Here is an 18,049-nt window from a genome sequence, read left to right on the forward strand (position 1 = left end):
TACTTTTGCGGGTCCGTCCGCGAGAGGCTGCTATGACGCTGGACGGCATCGACGACATCGACCGACGGATCATCTACGCGCTCCAGCGGGACGCGCGGCGCACGTCCTCCCAGACCATCGCCGACGAGGCGGGCGTCTCGGCGAGCACGGTCCGGAACCGGATTCAGCGCCTCGAGGACCGCGGCGTCATCAGGGGCTACCACGCTGACGTCGACTACGAGCTGGCGGGCTACCAGCTGTACACGCTCATCGTCTGCACGGCGCCGGTGCCGCGCCGCGAGGAGCTGGCGGCCGCGGCCCTGGAGGTCCCTGGCGTGGTGCGCGTCGAGGAGGTGATGACGGGCGCGGAGAACGTCCACGTGTTCGCGGTGGGGCTGGACGGCGACGACCTCAGCCGCATCGGCCGCGACCTCGACGAGCTCGGCCTCGAGGTCGTCGACGAGGACCTCATCCGGAACGTCCACAGCGGCCCGTTCACCGCCTTCGACGTCGAGAACGGCGACGGCTCGGACGCCAGGGACAGCGACGGCTCGGACGCCAGGGACAGCGACGGCGACGGCGACTTCGACGACGCGGACGAACGATGATTACGAGCCAAGTATTCTAACGGACGAGCAGAAAATACGGTCGTTTTATGCGTTTCCGTCCACTACACTCTGGTAACGAGCCGCGGCGACCGCCGTTCGGTCGCACACCGCGGCACTCCACCCATGACGACCTCACCGACCCACGATCCCGACACGCCCACCGACGCTGACGCCACGTTCGTCGTCGGCGGCGGCGCCGCCGGCCGCGACGTCGCAGACCGCCTCGCCGCCCGCGGCGACGCCGTCACGCACGTCGACCGCACCGCACTGCCGGACCCCCCGCCCGGACACGTCACCCACACCGTCGACTCCTTCGACGTCCACTCACTCCGGGCGGCCGGCCTCGCGGAGGCCGGGACCGTCGTCGTGCTCACCGGCGACGACGCCTGCAACCTCATGGTCGCCCAGCACGCCCGCTCCGCGTTCGACGCCGACCGCGTCGTCGTCGCCGTCAACGACCCGGACAGGCGACCGCTGTTCGACGCGCTCGACGTCGAAACCGTCGACGCCGCGGCGGCCGTCGGCCGCACGGTCACGGAGCTCTGGTAGCGTGACTGCCGGCGTCCCGCTCCCGAGCGACAGCCACCCGCCCGCCGCCCCCGCCGCCCCGTCATGAAGAAACTCGAACGCGACCTCGGCCTCGGCGCGGTGTTCGCCATCAGCGTCGGCGCGATGATCGGCAGCGGCATCTTCATCCTCCCGGCGCTGGCGCTCGAGATCGCCGGGCCCGCCGTCGTCGTCGCCTACCTGCTCGCCGGCCTCCTCGTGGTTCCCGCCGCCCTCTCGAAGTCCGAGATGGCGACCGCGATGCCGGAAGCCGGCGGCACGTACCTCTACATCGAGCGCGGCATGGGGCCCGTGCTCGGCACCATCGCGGGCGTCGGCACGTGGTTCTCGCTGTCGTTCAAGAGCGCGCTCGCGCTCGTCGGCGGCGTCCCCTACCTCGTGTTGCTGTTCGACCTCCCCGTCAAGCCCGTCGCGCTCGGCCTCGCGGCGTTCCTCGTCGTCGTGAACCTCCTCGGCGCGAAACAGACCGGCCGCCTGCAGACGGTCATCGTCGCCGTCATGTTGCTGGCACTGGGCTGGTTCGTCGCGGGCAGCGCGCCACAGGTCCAGCAGGCGAACTACCAGGACTTCTTCGTGGGCGGCTGGGAGGGCCTGCTGGCCGCGACCGGCCTCGTCTTCGTCTCGTACGCGGGCGTCACGAAGGTCGCCAGCGTCGCCGAGGAGGTCGAGGACCCCGGGACGAACATCCCGCTTGGCATCCTCGGGTCGCTCGCGTTCACCACGCTGCTGTACGTCGGCATCGTCGCCGTCATGGTCGGCGTCACCGAGGCCGGCGCCGTCGCCGGCTCCGAGACGCCGGTCGCCGTCGTCGCCGAGGTCACTCTGGGGGACTGGGGCGTCTACGCGGTCATCGCCGCCGCGCTGCTCGCGCTCGTCTCCACCGCGAACGCCGGCATCCTCTCGTCGTCGCGGTACCCGTTCGCGATGAGCCGCGACCGCCTCGCGCCGTCGACGTTCGCGGACGTCCACGACCGCTTCGGCACGCCGACGACCGCCATCACGCTCACCGGCGCGGTCGTCCTCGTGCTCATCGCGTTCGTCCCCATCCTCGAGATCGCGAAGCTCGCCAGCGCGTTCCAGATCCTCGTGTTCGTGCTCGTGAACCTCGCGATCGTCGCGTTCCGGAACGGCTCGACGGACTACGAGCCGGAGTTCGAGGCGCCGCTGTACCCCTGGCTGCAGGCGTTCGGCGTCCTCAGCGGGCTCGCGCTCCTCACCCAGATGGGGCTGGTGCCGCTGGCCGGCGCGGTCGTCATCACGCTCGGCAGCGTCGCGTGGTACCTCGCGTACGCCCGGCCGCGCATCCGCCGCGAGGGCGCCGCGACGGACGTCATCCGGCGCCGCCTCGGCCGCGACGTCGTGGCCGAGACGGAGGACGCCCTCGACGCCGCCGCCGGCACCGGAGCAGGCGGACCCGACGGCGCCGCCACGGACGCCGCTGGAACGGGCGCAGTCCCGACGGACGACGTCGGCACGAACGCCACTGGCGGGGACGGAATCCCTACGGCCACCGCTGCGGGGGACGCCGCCGCCTCGCGCGCCGACAGCGCGAACGCTCCCGGGCCGACAGACGACGGCACCGACGTCCTCGTCGCCATCACGCGCGAGACCGACGCCGACCGCGAGCGCTCGCTGCTCTCGCTGGCCGCCGACGTCGTCCGGCCGTCCGGCGGCACGGTCGTCGTCGTGCGCTTCGACGAGGTCCCCGACCAGGCGCCACTGGAACACGCCGCAGAGGTGCAGTCGCCGGCGGACGTCCGCTTCGAGGACCGGACCGCCGACCTCGCCGGCGAGTTCGACGTCCCCGTCGAGTACGGCGAGATCGTCAGCCACGACACCAAACACGCCATCGTGAACTACGCCGACCACCGCGGCGTCGACGCCGTCGTCGCCGAACACGAGCGCCTCCGCCTGCGCTCGCGGCTGCTCGGCGACCCCATCGACTGGGTCGTCAGGCACGCGAGCTGCGACGTCCTGCTCGTGGAGAACCGCGGCTACGACCGCCCCCAGCACGTCGTCCTCGAGGGCGACGGCGGCCCCTACGACCCCTCGACGGTCGCGCTCGCGGACACCATCGCCGGCCAGACCGGCGGCCACGTCACGCTCCAGTTCCCGCTCGCCGCCGACCAGCCCGACGCCCGCCAGGAAACCATCCGCGCGTACCAGGAGGAGCTCGCGGGCGTCCTCTCGGCGCCCGTCCGGACGCACGTGCTGCGCGCGGACGGCGGCGAGCTCGAGGCCCCCGACCTCGTCGTCCGCACGGGGTCGCTGGCCCGCATCAGCGGCGGCCGCGACGCCGTCCAGCCGACCGCCGTCGACTGCACGGAGGTCACCGTCTACCCCCGGGAGAGCCGCCGCCCCGGCCTCCTCCGGCGGGTCGCGGAGCGCCTCGCGTTCTGAGGCCCGGCCGCGCAGTCCGCCACCGGTCAGAAGAACGCGTCCGCGCGCCGCGCGGCGTACTCGTCGAGCCGCCGCGGCCGCTCGGCGAACCACGCCGCGCCGTTCACTTCGCCGCGCTGCACGCTGATGGTGTCGCCCTCGTAGGTCGCGTCGAAGAACACGTGCAGCGTGTGCGAGACGCGGTCGTCGGCGGCGTCCTCGCTACGCCAGCGCGCGTGCACGGCCAGCCACGGCTCCGTCACCGAACACGCGACGCCCGCCTCCTCCCGGACCTCCCGGGCGGCGGTCTGCTCGAAGTCCTCCTCGCCCTCGCGGCCACCGCCGGGGACGCCCCACGCGGAGTCGCCCCGCGGCAGGATCAACAGCGCGCGCTCCCTGGTCTCCTCGCCGCCGCTGTACGACTCGCTCGGTTCGCCGGCCTGCTCGGGCCGACGCACGGTCCACGCGTACGCGCTGCCGACGTAGCCGTCGCGCGCGTTCGCCACGTACTCGGGGAACGCCGCTGGCGGGACGTCCACGACGTCGTCTTCGACGGGAAACTCGCCGTAGTCCTCGCGCAACCGCTCGATGCGGTCGCGCACGAACGACTCGTTGAACGCGGTCATGCGGACCGCCAGCGTTTCCGAACCACCGGCAAATAGCTACCGGTGGCGTGGTGTGTCCTCGCGCGCGTCCCGACACGCTTTTTCCCGGTCGCGCCGACTCCCGACCGATGAGCGACCAGCCGGAGATTCTCGTCACCAACGACGACGGCATCGACGCGCCGGGCATCCGCGCGCTCGCGGCGGCGCTCGAGGACGTGGGGAACGTCACCGTCGTCGCGCCGGCGGACAACAGGAGCGCGACCGGTCGCGCGATGTCGAGGGAGGTCGCCGTCGAGGAACGCGACCTCGGGTACGCCGTCCGCGGCACGCCGGCGGACTGCGTGGTCGCCGGCCTCGAGGCGCTCGGTCCGTACCCGGACGTCGTCGTCGCGGGCGTCAACGAGGGCGCGAACCTCGGGATGTACGTGCTCGGGCGCTCGGGAACCGTGAGCGCCGCCGTCGAGGCGGCGTTCTTCGGCGTGCCCGCCGTCGCGTCGTCGCTGTTCCTCACCAGCGAGGACTTCGGGGAGCCGACCGCGCCCGGCGACTACGAGGCGGCCGTCGACGCCACCGCGTACCTCGTCGAGCACGCCCTCGACGCCGGCGTCTTCGAGCACGCCGACTACCTGAACGTGAACGCGCCCCACCCGGGGGCCGACGCGACGGGCGAGATGGTCGTCACGCGGCCCTCCCACGGCTACGACATGACCGCGACGCGGAACGGCGAGACCGTCTCGCTCCGCGACCGCATGTGGGACCGCATGGACTCGGGGGACATCCACGACCCGCCCGGGACCGACCGCCGGGCGGTCGTCGACGGCCACGTCTCCGTCTCGCCGCTCACCGCGCCGCACACCACCGAACACCACGAGGCGCTGGACGCGCTCGCGGAGACGTACCCACTGCGGTGACGACGGCCCGCCGGGCGACGAGCGACGACGACCGCGACGACGGGACTACCGGAGGTGCGAGTCGCGTCCGACGACCGCGTACCCCTGGGCTTCGAGGAGGTCGTCCCGGTACCGGTGGGCGAGGAGTTGCTGGGGGAGGCGCCGCAGGCCGAAGTGCCGGTCGCTCCCGTACTCGACGTCGACGACCGTCTCGTCGCCGTCCTCGCGGATGGTCGCCGCGTACGACCCCCACTGGCGGCCGTTCGTCGCGACGTCGAGCCCGACGCGGCACCCTCCGGCCGCGGTCGGCTCCGAGTGCGACTCGACGGCCACCTCGGCGGTGCGCAGGCCGAACAGATAGGTCGTGACGTACCGGACGGGATCGTCCTCCGCGCGTATCTCGTCCGCGATGCCCCACTGGAATCCGAGCACGGGCGGCGTCGCCCCCATGAACGCCGCGCGCACCATCTCGGGGTCGTCGTCGCAGCGGACTCGCACCGTCCCGTGCGGCCGGAGTACGGGCGCGCGGACGGCACCGACCAGCGCCGCGCCGACGACGACGGCGGGCAGCAGCGACCACGCGAGGACCGCCGCGAGGAAGACGCCGACGACGAGGGCGGCGACGAGCCCGCTCAGCGGTCGCTCGCGCCGGAGGTACCGCTGGGCGACGGCCGCCGCCTCCGCCGGCCGGTCGACGTCACTGGCTGACGGCATCGGTCGCAGGCTCCACCGCGAGCAGGTTAATCTTACTGGGAGGGCTCACCCTCTCACTCCGACGTGGAGGACTTCCCTTCTCACTCCGACTACGAGAACTCCACGCGGTCACCCCGACTGGGAGGACTCCCCGCGGTCACCGCTCGCACGCCGGTGGCCGCCCGGCCAGTCGGCAGTCCGCGAACATCCCCTCGGCGTCGACGAACTGCGGCGTCTCGGACGGCGGCGCCGCGAACCACGCGGCGCGGTCGATCTCGTCGTCGTGGACGCCGAGGTCCTCGCCGAACTCGCGGTCGTCGGTCGTGGCCGCGTACGCCACGAACCAGCCGCTCGCGGTCCGGTCGCTGGCGTCCGACCGAATCACCTGCTCGACCACGCGGCGCGGCCCGACGAGGTCCACGTCGAGTTCCGTCTCCTCCCGGAGTTCGCGCGCAGCCGTCTCCGCGAGCGTCTCGCCCGGTTCCACACCGCCGCCCGGGAGCACCCACGCGTCCGCCCAGGACGGCTGCACGAACGGCGCTTCACCGTCGGGGTTCCACGCGACGGCGCCCGCCGCCACCCAGCCGTCGCTGTGTGCCTCGAAGTCCCCGGCGGCGACGGTCCACTCGTTGACGACGTGGTTCACGTCGCCGTCGTCGAGGAGGGCGGCGACCTGCTCGCGCGCGTCTCCGGGCTCGCTCATCCGGTCCGAGAGTGACGCGACTCCGGATAAAAGTCTGCCGGTCACTGGACTGCAACCGGAAGAGCCACCAGGGCCGCGCCGCCACTCACGAACGGTTATGCAGCAGTCCCTCTGTGACCTCCTCGACGCGAACGCGGCGCACGCCCGCGAGTTCGCCGACCGCTTCGACGACGTCCAGGACGCCCAGCACCCCGACGTGGTCTCGGTCTGCTGTTCGGACTCGCGCGTGCTCCACGACCACCTCTGGGGGAACGACACGCCGGGGACGGTGTTCACCGCGAGCAACATCGGGAACCGCGTCGTCCAGCGCACCGACGACGGCGACGCGGTCTCCGGCGACGTCCTCTACCCCATCGAGCACACCGGGACGGACCTCGCGGTGGTCGTCGGTCACACCGGCTGTGGCGCCGTCACCGCGACCTACGACGCCCTCACCGGCGGCGACGCGAGCGACGAGCCCGCCGGCATCCGACACTGCGTCGACCGCATCGCGGCACGGCTCGAACCGGGCGTCGACGCGCTCCCGGGAGGTCTCGACCGCGCGGAGGCCATCGACCACCTCGTCGAGTACAACGTCGACCGGCAGGTCGACGCCCTCGTCGACAGCGGTGACGTGCCAGACCGCGTGACCGCCGTGGGTGCCGTCTACGACTTCCAGGACGTCTACGGCGGGCGGCGGGGCGAACTCCACGTGGTCAACGTCGACGGCGTCCGCGACCCCGAGGCGCTCCGCGACGCCCACGCCGAACTCGCAGACCGCGTGCATCGGCTCTGGACGTACTGACCGCGGAGACAGCACGACGGACGCCCAGCACGGGGAGACAGGTACCGGACGCACAGAACGCGGATACAGGCACCGGACTTACGAGACCCCCACACCGGTCGCTCGGCGAATCGCGGCTGCTCGCGAAAAAACGGGTTACTCGACGACGAGGTGCGTCTCGAGGGAGACCTCGTTGGCGATGTTGTCCATCAGCGGCGAGGTCGCCTCCACGCGCTCCCGGAGTGCGTCGACGTCCTCGGCCGACGCGTCGGCGTCCAGGTAGACCGTGCAGGCGACGTCGTCGTAGCCCGCGCGGACGTCCTCGGAGATGCCGAGGAAGCCGCGGAGGTCGACGTCGCCCTCCATCTCGAACCGCAGTCCGCGGAGTTCGACCCCCATCGCGGCGGCGTTGGCGGCGTAGCCGACGCTCAGACACGACCCGAGCGCGGCCAGCAGCAACTCGACCGCGTTCGGCGCGGTCCGCTCGCCGAGGATCTGCTCGGGTTCGTCGCCCTCGATGGTGAACTCGCGCGTGGCGACCGTCTCGCCCGCCTGGTCGAACTCGTCGATGGTCGTCACGCTCTGCAGCGCGTCCGTCCACTCCGTCTCGGCCCGGAAGGTGAACTGCCCCTTCTCCGGGTCGGCGGTGATCGCTTCGACGGCGCCCTCGAGTTGCTCTACGTCGACACCGTTCACTGTCTTGTCGGTGACTGCCACGTAATATCACCAAAGATGGTGTAGGACTCGCGCGTGCTTATAGTTAGCAGGAGCAGTGCTAGCACGCCGCCGCCCCCGCATCTCGGGGGGTCCTCACACCCGGTGCCGGAGCCACTACCGGCTGTCCTGTCTCTCCACCTCGTTCAGCCAGGCGAACTCCACCTCACGACGTGATGAACCGAGACGCTACCCACTTGGCCGTTCTGGACACGATTCGCCCGTGCTGCTGTTCTCGTGGAGCCAGAAGCCGGACCTCTCCGCGGCGAGGTCGCTCGGTTCGACGGCACCGTCGTCGAGGAGTTCGCCGTCGAACGGAGCGAGCGTGGCGTCGCGGTCGTCGGTCAGAGCGAGCAGGACGCGATCGAGCGTGTACGGCAGTCCATCCTGCTGGGGATTGTACGCCGAGATCTGGTCGCTGATCTCCGGCGCGTAACTATCGACGTGCGCGTAGACGTCGGAGAGTACGTCCTCGACTCTGTCCTGTTCGACTCGCTTCGGTTCCGTCATCACCGACCGGAGATCCACGAGATCCAGGATGGACGTACAGAAATCGCGGTCTTGGTTCAGCGGCTCTGTCGCACTGCCTCCTCGGGCAGGTTCGTCGGTCAAACTGGCGACGAAGACGTTCGTCTCGACCAGAACCATCGTCGCACCCGCAACGGGCACGTACCGAGACTACCCGTTCGAGGTGTTCGTCGAAGCCGAGAGGTCCCCTCACGAGAACGATTCGTCGATCCGTCTCACCAACTTCGAGCGGTCTCTCTCGAGAAGCGGATTCGCTCGGCTGCGGGCAGCATCGACGAAGAGACGATGCGCGACGTAGAGGGTGCACTGAACCTGAGTCTCGGACTCGACTGAGGTTCAGCCGCGATAGCGTCCCTCGACTGTGGGTTCGGATTCTACCGATTCTCCCGCTGTTCGACCTTGTTCAGATGGACGAAATCCACCATACACGCTACTGAAACGAACTGGTAGGACCATCTGGAACGAGATAGTGGTAAGATTCTTTGCCTGTGACACTCTATACACATCTATGTCATCAGAGACGGACGGACAGGGGCGGCTGTACATCCCGAAGGAGGTGCGCGAGAAGTACGGCCAGAAGTACCACATCGTCACGTACGAGGACAGAATCGAACTGATACCGGTCGCGGACGATCCACTCACCGCTGTTCGCGAGGCCGCAGGCGAACTTCACGACTCGTCCGTCGATGAGATTCGAGAGGACATCGATGCCGAGGCGAAAGACGAGGCTCAGGAAGCCGGCGGCGACAGATGACGGTGTACGTCGAGACGGACTTCCTGCTCGCGCTCGCCAAAGACACCGATTGGTTACAGGGCTCCGCAGAGGACGCCCTCGCCGAGTACGACGTCGAAACGTCGCCGTTCTCGTACCTCGAACTCCTCCTCGCCCGGGAACGCTACGAGTTCGATTACGTACCGCTGGTGGCGAACCTCCTCGAACTCGTCCCCGTGCGGGACGAAGAAGAGAAACAGGTCGTCCTGAAAGCCGTCAACTACTACGACGAGGGAATGACGCCGTTCGACGCGTTCCACGCGGCGACTGCGGAAACACGAGGGATGGACGTCCTCTCCTCCGAGAGAGACTACGAGGACGTCGAGGTAGAACGAGTCCCACTCGAACCGACCGACGAGGACTGACGCCGCTCGCGCACGTCACGCACCGCTTCGACGGCGTCGATATCGACGTCCGCCAGCCGGCCGCCCCGAGAGGGCGTCCCCGAGTTTAGCTGCTGTGTCGGCGTCCTCGTGCCGGAATCAGTCCAGTCCGGCGGCGTCGCGTAACTTCCCATGTATCCGGACAGGGGAGACTGACGCAGATTCCTTCGGACGAGTACGAGGTTAATACAGCCGATGTGTACGTAGGCGAATGCATCGAGTAGACGGAAGCGAGAACGCCCGAATTTGGTTATCAGGAACGGAGATAGTCTCCGAGGAAATTTGAGAGATTGTACACAGTGTAAAGACCATACCCCATGACGAGGACAGCGACAACAAGGAGGAGGGCCCAACTTAAGTCCATATGTCTCAGAAGAATTTCTTGTAGAATATGCTTTGTCCCCAGTGACACGCCGGATTTGCACTAACTGATATACTGCTCGTCTGTACTTACCAGCCCCATCCCAGAATAGGTCAGTAGCTGTGTAGTGTAATAAAACCAATATTTCGGGGTGGCGGTTGGTTTCTTGCTGTTGACCCTGGATGCGTATCATGAGCATCGTCCGGATTAATCAGTTACGTACCAAGCAGCGTGTTGACGAGAGGAGAATTACGTAAGGTTCGTGTCCGGTACGGTCAAGGTCCAGTTCAGCTCAGCTCTTAAGCTGACCAACCAAACAGTTCGGGATTATTAACAAAGTAGTTGCCCAGCAATGGTCCCACTCGATGAGATGGTCTACCCATGTCTATGGAAGCCTCCAACCACTCGCCCGACCGGACCCGTCGTGCAGTTCTCACGACCCTAGCGACCGGGAGTATCGCCGCTATTGCCGGGTGTAACGGCGACGATGCAGGCGAAGTAGACATCAACGACACTGACCCAGAAGAACAAACCGCCGCTGTCCTCGCTGCCATGGCTGACCCGTGGGAAACATCTGCCGCCGATGTATCCGCCAGTATGGCCGAACAAATGCTGAATCAAGCTGAGGAGCTGGTGCAATCCGTTGCCAATCCCTTCGGGTTGCCATACGGTGCACTCACGGATATTGCAGCCGCGTTTCACGCTTCAATGTCCCTCCTCGAACAAGGTCAATTCGCCATCGACCGAGAACGCTACCGAACCGCTGCCAAGGCCCTGCACGAAGGCGACCGCGGCCTGTATGATTCGCTTCCGGACACGTCGTACGACAACTCTCAACCTTACTATACTCTCATTAGCGCGGCCGCAGATACCGTGAAATTATACAACAATGATGGCGTCTCCAAATCCGAGTTTACGTCGCGCATGGGGACGTTCCGCACCATTTTCGACCTCATCATTATGCCCGCCGCTGAGCAGGCTCACGAAAACACCCCGACTGCTAATTGGAGACTCGACACCGAGGTCTGTACGACCATTGACGGCGAGGAGAAATGCTCCCAAAATGGCGACCTGTTCTATTCATCTGTCAACTTCTCGTTTGAGATCGTAAAGGCGCTTGAAGACTTCTAACCTGATTCGAGGAAAGGCTTCCCGCCCGATGGGGTCTGTCCCACGTGACACCCCTAGATAGTCACGTTGTCCACAGGAATGACTGAATGGGGACTGTGCGGAGAGTGATGGAAGTGTCGCCGTTGTCATCGAAGGCGTGGCAACGTTGGGTTTGTCCATGTGCGACCGCGTTCGACGCCAGTCGCACGAACTGTCTCCCAGCGTTTCAACGAGAAACGGGGAGTCAACCAACATTGATTTGGTCTTGGAACGACCGTGAATCGGAGAATAATCCAAGGGGACCGCTGGCCTCCAGTTGGCCGGCGGCAGTGAGCGTGAATGAGCCGTTCCGGATTGCGTTTAGCGTCTGGTCGGCGACGTCACCGAAATCGATTCTGAGGTCAACGGTTGTCTGCGTGAGGTCGTTCGCGGAAATTGGCGGCGTGTTGGTGTCAGCAGTAGCAACATGTCCGCCGTTGATGAGGGCGTCGAATTCGATTGTGGATTCTGGGATGCGAGAGTCTCCGTCGTTCCAGAGTTCGAATACGAGCGGGAGTAGCAGCGTTGTTGCGTTGATATCCGGTCGTTCGAAGCCCTCAAGACTGATTTTGAGGTCTTCGAGGTTTGGTGGTTGAAGTGCGGAACAGCCGCTCAGTGGAATGAGGCTGACCGTGGCAATTGCTCCGATGAGGCCACGTCGAGTGGCACGGCAGTCCCTGTGAGTATCCATGCTATCACCCGTGGTGTGTTCGCGGTCGTCTTGGTTAGTTATAGAGATTTTTCACAATACTGCCGCGCAGCGTACGAATACAAATGGTATCATACTCTACTAATTTAAAAAATACGAGAGATAAATGTAGTGTTACTCTTCCTCCGGAATCTCGTAAGTGTGCCCGATTTTCTTGCTCTATTTTACAACTGAGTTCATAACAAAGAGGAGAGAGAGTTATGGTTCGAGCGTATGCCGTACTGCCATGAATGCGGAATGGAAGTGCAGGAAACCCACACAACATGCCCGGACTGTGGGGCAGACCTCCCACACCGAGACCCGCAGCCAACTGACTCCCACACAGACGGCGGAGTCAAGACTGGACCGGCACAGCCAGCCGCCCGTCAAAGCAAACATCAACGAGTCGAAACCAGCGCCAACCTCGAACTTCCCATAGGGCTCCACCACGACGTCCTCGGTCGCCGCACTGCCGCCGCACTCTTTGATAGCATATTAGTAGTAGCCATCCTGCAGATACTCATATCCCGCCCCTCACCCACAGCACTCCTCTTACTGTTCACTGTTCCGTTCGCGTATTTCATCGTTCTTGAGGCGTTCTGGGGGAAAACGTTGGGAAAACTAATGCTTGGACTGGAAGTGGTCACGGAATCCGGCGAGCCGATCTCCCTCAACCAGTCGATCGTCCGAAATCTCTTACGCGTCATCGATGGGCTACCAACGATGTACCTCCTCGGATTCATCCTCGCGGCGTTCTCGGACCGGACACAGCGCCTAGGCGATAAAGTAGCAAACACGCTCGTTGTCAAGAACGGCGGCCCGTAACCACCCCCCGCACCCACACACCCATGTCAGACCCCGCAAAGAGAACGACTGGGTCGGCGTCCCACATCAAACCACTCGCCGGAGTCCATGCGTTTCACGCGATAATATTCCTTCTCGCGGCCATCTACATGTGGACGGCCCCGCCAACACTACAAACGACACAAACCGGTGGTGTGACGCGTGTATACGTCGCCACGTATCCATCGTGGATGATTGGCTTCGCAGTAGTCCTCAGCAGTCTATTCCTGCTAGCCAGTATCGGGACGTGGCTCCGAAGCACCCTCCTCTGGGGGGTCGGCATGCTCGTGCACGCACTCCTCCTCGTGCTCGTGCTGATCCCCCCACCAGTACTGGTTTTTCTACCGACAGGAATCCTCGGAGCGTACTATAGCTACAAATCATTCACCTCACGAAAGACGACGCAACCAACCGAATCACACGCGTGAGACGCCATGTCCAAGCCATCTCGTTGGAACGAGGACTCAGCCGACTGTACGTAGCGGGATTCGGTCATTCTGTACTGATTCGGGCTACTGCACGAAGTGGTTCTGGTGACCGCGTGTACAACAGATCCACACCGAATCTTCCGTCTGCTCATCGAATCCGAAAATCGCCGCGGGGGGTTGCGAACCCACTTTTGAACCGCTAATATGTTGTTAGAAACTCTGAAACGGGAGTTTTCGGCCTATCGGCTATTTCGTTGCTCCACTTTGTTCAGTTCGATGAGCAGCCGGAAGATGGCCTTCACGAGGTTCGGGTCTACGTCGAACGCCTCGGCGTTCCGGCCGGCGCGCTCCATGACGGCTTCCTCCTGTGACTCGTCGGTCGTGGGCATGCCGCGTTCGGCCTTGACCTCGGCGATGGTGTCCGCGACGTACGTGCGTCGCGCGATGAGGTCGACGATCTCGCGGTCGATGTCCTCGATTTCCTCGCGCAGTTCGTCCAGTGTCATGTCGTCCGGGCCCCGTCCAGCTGCGTCGTCGTCAGCCGGACCGTCCCGGGGTTGTCGTCCCATAGTGGTTTCACCTCCTGGAGTGCGTCCTCGGCGCCGACCGCGACGTAGCTCGGGCCGGTGCCGGACAGCGACGCGCCGTCGGCGTGCGGGAGCGCGTCGACGATCGGCGCGCTCGGGTACTCGAGGGCCGCCGCGAACGCCAGCCCGTTGACGGTCATCGCGGTGCCGTACTCGCCCGCCGTGGCGAGGTCGGCGACGTGCTCCGCCAGCGGCGCGATGCGCCGACAGCGGTCGACGTCGGCGTCCGCGGACAGCGACTGCTCGGGCGGCGTCCACACGAGCGCCGCCCACTCGACCTCGTCGCGGAACAGCAGTTCGTCCGCGGTGTTGTCCGTCATCGTCAGGCCGCCGAGCATGCTCGCCGACGCGTCGTCGAAGGCGCCCGTGACGGTGACGCCGGTCTCGCGGGCTGCCTGCACGCCGATCCGAGCGGCGTCCTCGCGGTCGACGTCGCCGGCGCGGCCGAGCGCGTCCAGCGTCGCCAGCACCGTCGCGTTCGCCGCGGCGCTCGAACTCTTCAGGCCGGACGCCATCGGCACCTCGCTGTCGGTCTCGACGGTGCCGCCCTCGCCGTCGCCGAACCGCTCGACCACCAGGGCGACGCAGCGCTCGACGAGCGCGGTGTCGGCGTCCGGGTGGCCGACCACCGTCCCGGTCACGCCGTCCGCAGCGGCGTCCAGGGATACCTCCGCGGTGACGTCGAAGTCGAGCGCGAACGCCGAGCCGACGCCGGTCGCGAGCGCGTTCAACACGGTGCCCGCGGCGGGCGCTGCTGCGCGGCCGTCCATGCGTGTTCCTGCCACGGCGCGCACTTACGGTTGGCGTTCCTGGCAACCGCTCCGAAGCGGGGCGGCCGCCCCGCTCGCGGCGGGCAAACGGCGGCCTTTTCCCGGCGTGCCGGCAACACTCGGTCATGAGCGCCCGCAACGACATCCCGCCGAGCACGCTCGGCGTCGAACTCGCCGAGGAGGGCGTCTACGTCGAGTACACGGACGGCCGCCGCGCGTTCTACAACGGCGTCCCTGAGAAGGTCGCGGGGACGCTGCGGTGCCGGCCGGGCAAGGACGTCCACGTCCTCGTCACGGACCCGACGGAGTCCGAGGGCGTCCTCGTCTACGTCAACGACCTGAAGACCCACGACGACATCCTGGAGTCGTCGGGCGTCGGCCGCGTCCTGCTGGACCCCGGCGAGGAGGAGGAGCTGTTCCCGGGCGTGACGGTCCGCGCGGACGGCTACGCCACGGAAGTGGCGGCCGACCCGGACGAGGCGAGGGGACGCGTGTTCGTGTTCGAGGAGGACGAACTCGGCGAGCGGTCCTTCGAACTGTTCGCCGCGGACGACGGGTAGGTGACGTGGGCCGCGGCGGCCTACTGCAAGTACGAGGGGTCTTCGGAGTCGCAGTTCTGCTCGTGCTGGCGCGCGTCGCCCTGGTCGTCGAACATCAGCCCGCACTTCTCGCAGCGGTACCAGAGCATGTCGTCCCGCTCAGTCTCCTCGACCATACGTGAGCGTGCGTCGCCCGAGTTAAAAACCGTTGCCCCGGCCGGTCGCCACGTCGTCTAGCAGTCGTTCGTACGCGTCGGCGGGGCCGCCGTCGGTCTCCGCGCGGTCGTGGCGGTGGCGGACGCGGCCGTCCACGAGCACCGTCAGGCTCTCGTAGTCCTCGCGGAACGCCGAGAGGTTGTGGGTGCACGCGAGCACGCAGTGGTCGCGAGCGTACTCGGTCGCGACGGCGACGAGCCGGCGCCGCGTCGCCGGGTCGAGGTCCGCCAGCGGCTCGTCGAGGATGAGCGCGTCGGGCGCTTTCACGAGCGCGAGCGCGAGGTCGAGTTTCTTCTCGAAGCCCCCGGAGAGGTCCGCGGCGCGGCGGTCCCGCTCCGGGCCGAGGCGGAGCCGCTGGACGAGCGACTCGCGCCACTCCTCGCTGCCGCCGGTCAGCGACGCGAACACGTCGAGGTTCTCGTCGACCGTGAGGTCGGGGTAGACGTTCGGCTCCTGGAACGCGAACCCCAGCGAGTCCGGCGCCGTCACCGCTCCCGAGTCCGGCCGCGTGAGGCCCGCGAGCACGCGCAGCAGCGTCGTCTTCCCGGAGCCGTTCGGGCCGGCGACGCAGTGCAGTCCCGTCCCCCACGCGACGCCCACCGCGTCGAGGGCCTTCGTGTCGCCGTACGTCTTCGTGAGGTCGGTGACGCCGAGCGTCGCGTCCGGCCGGCCGGGTGCCCCGGGTCCGGTGTCCGTCCCGGTCATCTCAGGCCCTCCGTTCGTACAGTTCCACTGCGCCCGCGAACACGACGGCGGCGCCGACGACCCACGCCGCCAGGCCGAGCAGCCAGTCGGCGTACTGGCCGACGGCGTCGCCGCGCAGCACGAACCCTCTCGTGGTGACCGCCGAGTAGTGGGTCGGCACGTGGCGGACGAGCCACCGGCGCGCCGGCGAGAAGAACCCCACGGGGTACGCGATGCCGGAGAACGACAGCACGAACAGCATCACGAGGAGGTTCGCGATGCGGCCCCACGTCCCGAACCGGAACACGACCATCAGCGTCGCCGCCACCAGCCCGAGCAGCAGGAACGTCAGCAGCGTCACGAGCGCCGTGCCCGGCGTCAGCACGGAGAGCGCCGCGCCGGCGTGTGCCGTCGTCGCGTCGAACACCGCCAGCGGGACGAACAGCAGCGCGCCGAAGAACGCGAGCTTGCTCGCGACGACCGCGTGCAGGGACGTCTCCACGCGCAGGCGGTCGAGGACCGCGGCCTCCTGGTCGAACGTGTACGGCAGGTAGACCAGCGCCACCAGCGACACGAGCGTCAACAGGAACGCCGGAATCAGGTACGAGGACAGCGCGTACTCCTCGCCGACGACGTGCCGGGTCGCGGAGACGTCCCGCGGCAGCTGGTCCTCGAGCGTGTACGAGGCGATGCTCGCCAGCGCCTGCGACGGCTGGAGGTACGGCACGACGCTGCCCGACGCGTACACGTCGAAGTGCGCGGTGCCAGCCGACTCGTCGGTGAGGTCGGGCGGCACCGCGATGACGGCGTAGACGCGCTCGCGGTTCAGCGCTCGCATCGCCGCCGCCTCGGAGTCGTACGTCCGCGGGTCGCTGAACAGCGTCACCGACGCCGTCGCGATGTCGAGGTCCTCCTCGGTCGTGGCGTCGTCGGCCGGCGCGACGGCGACGGGCGCGTCCGTCGGCAGCACGTGCTGGAACGCGAACGTCGTGTACGAGAACACCGCCGGGAGCAAGACGAGGACGACGAGTAACGCGACGAGCTTGTGGCGTCCCCACGTCAGCTCCTTGCCGAGCAGGGACGTGACGTCCATCGGTTACGCCGTCGTCGCCGCGCCGTCCGTCGCGTCCGTCGACGAGGACGCCGACCCCGTGGCCGACGCCGAGCCGCTCATCGAGTACATCGCCTCGATGCGGTCCTCCAGTTCGTCGACCGTGTCCGTGTACGTGACCGTCACCGTGTCCCCGTCCTGTGAGACCGAGAGCTTCTCGAGTGCCTCCCGGAGCTCGTCGCCGCCGACGCCGCTGTACAGCGAGAGCGCGCCGTCGACGACGTCGTTGATCCGGCTGGCGTCGTCGCTGGACTCGCTGATCATGTTCATCCGCATCGACACCTCGTCGCCGCTCGTGTCGAACGACCCGCTGACGTACGTCACGGCGTTGAACGCGCTGGTGTCCACCTGGGAGTTCCCGCCGAGCTCGTCGGCGGGCAGCTGGTCCTGGGGGACGTCGGCGGCGAACCGGAGGTAGCCGTCGTCGGTGCTCTCGAACTGCGCGAGCAGTTCGCCGCCGAGGGCCTCCTCGTCGCCGGCGTCGACGTCGAGGACGCTCTCGACGGCGGTGGTGTCGCCGACGACGAACGCGCCGTCGCCGAGCGCGGCGAGCGCGTTCTGGTTCTGGTAGCCGTACGTGTACACCGTGGTGTCCTGGTGGGACTCCTCGGCGAACTCGGTGCCGGACTCCTCCATCGCTGAGACGATCTCGTCCTCGGTGAACGACGTCTCGATGACGGCCCCGGCCTGCTGGGCGTTCGTCGGCACGCTCTCGCCCTCGGTGCCGTAGAACGTCATGCTCTCGACGTTCGACGGGTCGAGGCCGGACTCGTCTTCGACTTGCGTGAGCCACTCCTCGACGCTGGTCGGGCCGCTGTAGAACTCCGACTGGCCCTGGGCCTCGAAGGCGGCGTTCGCGAGGTCGCGCAGCGAGTCGTCCTCGAGCATGCCGGCGGCGTCGACGTAGCCGACCATGGAGGCGTCCGCGGGGACGCGCTCGGTCGCCGCGCCGTCGCCGCTGCCGGAGCCCTCGCCGCCGATGAATCCCGTGCAACCGGCCGTGACGAGGAGGACCGACAGGCCGACCGCGAGGAGGGCCGTCCGTCCGCTGTCTGGGGGGGTGAGACGCATGTCTCCCCGTTGCGTGGA

At 67.2% G+C, this 18,049-nt stretch carries 22 protein-coding genes and 1 pseudogene; 11 read left to right on the forward strand and 12 right to left on the reverse strand.

The window, feature by feature from the left end:
- Positions 1-32: 32 nt before the first annotated feature.
- The 3 genes from U5911_RS16180 (at position 33) to U5911_RS16190 (ending at position 3,554) form a co-directional block, all read left to right on the forward strand.
- The gene (locus tag U5911_RS16180) at positions 33-587 is read left to right on the forward strand and encodes an Lrp/AsnC family transcriptional regulator (protein ID WP_336038099.1); all 555 of its coding nucleotides are present in this window, start codon (positions 33-35) and stop codon (positions 585-587) included.
- 123 nt (positions 588-710) lie between these two features.
- Positions 711-1,136, forward strand: a complete 426-nt coding sequence (locus U5911_RS16185) for an NAD-binding protein (protein WP_336038100.1) — start codon at positions 711-713, stop codon at positions 1,134-1,136.
- Positions 1,137-1,199: 63 nt separating this feature from the next.
- Positions 1,200-3,554, forward strand: coding sequence for an amino acid permease (locus U5911_RS16190; protein ID WP_336038101.1), 2,355 nt, complete (start codon positions 1,200-1,202; stop codon positions 3,552-3,554).
- A 26-nt stretch (positions 3,555-3,580) separates the two neighbouring features.
- On the opposite strand, the gene U5911_RS16195 is transcribed toward U5911_RS16190, so the two are convergent.
- Positions 3,581-4,159 (reverse strand): NUDIX hydrolase, encoded by a 579-nt coding sequence (locus tag U5911_RS16195; RefSeq protein WP_336038102.1) that lies wholly within the window; start codon positions 4,157-4,159, stop codon positions 3,581-3,583.
- Between the two features lie 107 nt (positions 4,160-4,266).
- Here U5911_RS16195 and surE point away from each other — a divergent pair, with 107 nt between their 5' ends.
- Positions 4,267-5,049, forward strand: a complete 783-nt coding sequence (gene surE, locus U5911_RS16200) for a 5'/3'-nucleotidase SurE (RefSeq protein WP_336038103.1) — start codon at positions 4,267-4,269, stop codon at positions 5,047-5,049.
- A 45-nt stretch (positions 5,050-5,094) separates the two neighbouring features.
- Here surE and U5911_RS16205 read toward each other — a convergent pair whose 3' ends face one another.
- Together U5911_RS16205 and U5911_RS16210 are read right to left on the reverse strand one after the other, a co-directional pair.
- On the reverse strand, positions 5,095-5,742 hold the full coding sequence (locus U5911_RS16205) for a hypothetical protein (protein WP_336038104.1): 648 nt from the start codon (positions 5,740-5,742) through the stop codon (positions 5,095-5,097).
- A gap of 136 nt (positions 5,743-5,878) precedes the next feature.
- The gene (locus U5911_RS16210; protein ID WP_336038105.1) at positions 5,879-6,424 is read right to left on the reverse strand and encodes an NUDIX hydrolase; all 546 of its coding nucleotides are present in this window, start codon (positions 6,422-6,424) and stop codon (positions 5,879-5,881) included.
- A gap of 97 nt (positions 6,425-6,521) precedes the next feature.
- Here U5911_RS16210 and U5911_RS16215 point away from each other — a divergent pair, with 97 nt between their 5' ends.
- On the forward strand, positions 6,522-7,208 hold the full coding sequence (locus tag U5911_RS16215) for a carbonic anhydrase (RefSeq protein WP_336038106.1): 687 nt from the start codon (positions 6,522-6,524) through the stop codon (positions 7,206-7,208).
- Positions 7,209-7,343: 135 nt separating this feature from the next.
- Here U5911_RS16215 and U5911_RS16220 read toward each other — a convergent pair whose 3' ends face one another.
- Together U5911_RS16220 and U5911_RS16225 are read right to left on the reverse strand one after the other, a co-directional pair.
- A complete protein-coding gene (locus U5911_RS16220; protein ID WP_336038107.1) occupies positions 7,344-7,904 on the reverse strand; it encodes an OsmC family protein in 561 nt (186 codons plus the stop codon).
- 186 nt (positions 7,905-8,090) lie between these two features.
- Positions 8,091-8,549 (reverse strand): VapC toxin family PIN domain ribonuclease, encoded by a 459-nt coding sequence (locus U5911_RS16225; RefSeq protein ID WP_336038108.1) that lies wholly within the window; start codon positions 8,547-8,549, stop codon positions 8,091-8,093.
- Here U5911_RS16225 and U5911_RS16835 point away from each other — a divergent pair.
- The 4 genes and pseudogenes from U5911_RS16835 to U5911_RS16240 all read left to right on the forward strand — a co-directional run bounded on the left by U5911_RS16835 (position 8,440) and on the right by U5911_RS16240 (position 11,076).
- Positions 8,440-8,762: pseudogene (locus U5911_RS16835) on the forward strand (type II toxin-antitoxin system PemK/MazF family toxin). The gene U5911_RS16225 and the pseudogene U5911_RS16835 overlap by 110 nt on opposite strands.
- Before the next feature lie 175 nt (positions 8,763-8,937).
- Positions 8,938-9,183, forward strand: a complete 246-nt coding sequence (locus U5911_RS16230; RefSeq protein ID WP_336038109.1) for an AbrB/MazE/SpoVT family DNA-binding domain-containing protein — start codon at positions 8,938-8,940, stop codon at positions 9,181-9,183.
- A complete protein-coding gene (locus tag U5911_RS16235) occupies positions 9,180-9,566 on the forward strand; it encodes a PIN domain-containing protein (protein ID WP_336038110.1) in 387 nt (128 codons plus the stop codon). The genes U5911_RS16230 and U5911_RS16235 overlap by 4 nt, the downstream gene beginning before the upstream one ends.
- A gap of 760 nt (positions 9,567-10,326) precedes the next feature.
- Positions 10,327-11,076, forward strand: coding sequence for a hypothetical protein (locus U5911_RS16240; protein WP_336038111.1), 750 nt, complete (start codon positions 10,327-10,329; stop codon positions 11,074-11,076).
- Between the two features lie 223 nt (positions 11,077-11,299).
- Here the strand turns inward: U5911_RS16240 and U5911_RS16245 are convergent, their stop codons facing one another.
- The gene (locus U5911_RS16245; protein WP_336038113.1) at positions 11,300-11,785 is read right to left on the reverse strand and encodes a hypothetical protein; all 486 of its coding nucleotides are present in this window, start codon (positions 11,783-11,785) and stop codon (positions 11,300-11,302) included.
- Between the two features lie 255 nt (positions 11,786-12,040).
- On the opposite strand from U5911_RS16245, the gene U5911_RS16250 reads away from it, so the two are divergent.
- Complete coding sequence (locus tag U5911_RS16250; RefSeq protein WP_472779958.1) at positions 12,041-12,607, forward strand: RDD family protein; 567 nt, start codon at positions 12,041-12,043, stop codon at positions 12,605-12,607.
- A 685-nt stretch (positions 12,608-13,292) separates the two neighbouring features.
- Here the strand turns inward: U5911_RS16250 and U5911_RS16255 are convergent.
- Entirely contained in the window at positions 13,293-13,622 is a 330-nt protein-coding gene (locus U5911_RS16255; RefSeq protein WP_418771553.1) for a chorismate mutase, read from the reverse strand.
- Positions 13,556-14,410 carry a shikimate kinase gene (locus tag U5911_RS16260; protein WP_336038118.1) on the reverse strand — a complete coding sequence of 285 codons (855 nt, stop codon included), beginning with the start codon at positions 14,408-14,410 and terminating at the stop codon, positions 13,556-13,558. Before U5911_RS16260 ends, U5911_RS16255 begins: the two co-directional genes overlap by 67 nt.
- 125 nt (positions 14,411-14,535) lie before the next feature.
- Here U5911_RS16260 and U5911_RS16265 point away from each other — a divergent pair, with 125 nt between their 5' ends.
- Entirely contained in the window at positions 14,536-14,970 is a 435-nt protein-coding gene (locus U5911_RS16265; protein ID WP_336038120.1) for a DUF5796 family protein, read from the forward strand.
- 20 nt (positions 14,971-14,990) lie between these two features.
- On the opposite strand, the gene U5911_RS16270 is transcribed toward U5911_RS16265, so the two are convergent.
- Genes U5911_RS16270 through U5911_RS16285 form a run of 4 tightly spaced genes read right to left on the reverse strand, consistent with a single transcriptional unit; the run spans position 14,991 to position 18,031 of the window.
- Complete coding sequence (locus tag U5911_RS16270) at positions 14,991-15,125, reverse strand: DUF7128 family protein (protein WP_336038121.1); 135 nt, start codon at positions 15,123-15,125, stop codon at positions 14,991-14,993.
- Positions 15,126-15,147: 22 nt separating this feature from the next.
- Positions 15,148-15,870, reverse strand: a complete 723-nt coding sequence (locus U5911_RS16275) for an ABC transporter ATP-binding protein (protein WP_336038123.1) — start codon at positions 15,868-15,870, stop codon at positions 15,148-15,150.
- 1 nt (position 15,871) lies between these two features.
- Positions 15,872-16,942 carry an ABC transporter permease gene (locus U5911_RS16280; protein ID WP_336038124.1) on the reverse strand — a complete coding sequence of 357 codons (1,071 nt, stop codon included), beginning with the start codon at positions 16,940-16,942 and terminating at the stop codon, positions 15,872-15,874.
- Positions 16,943-16,945: 3 nt separating this feature from the next.
- Positions 16,946-18,031, reverse strand: a complete 1,086-nt coding sequence (locus U5911_RS16285; RefSeq protein ID WP_336038125.1) for a hypothetical protein — start codon at positions 18,029-18,031, stop codon at positions 16,946-16,948.
- Positions 18,032-18,049: the final 18 nt, after the last annotated feature.

The sequence above is a fragment of the Halobacterium yunchengense genome, assembly GCF_037031165.1.
In the GTDB taxonomy this organism is placed as follows: domain Archaea; phylum Halobacteriota; class Halobacteria; order Halobacteriales; family Halobacteriaceae; genus Halobacterium; species Halobacterium yunchengense.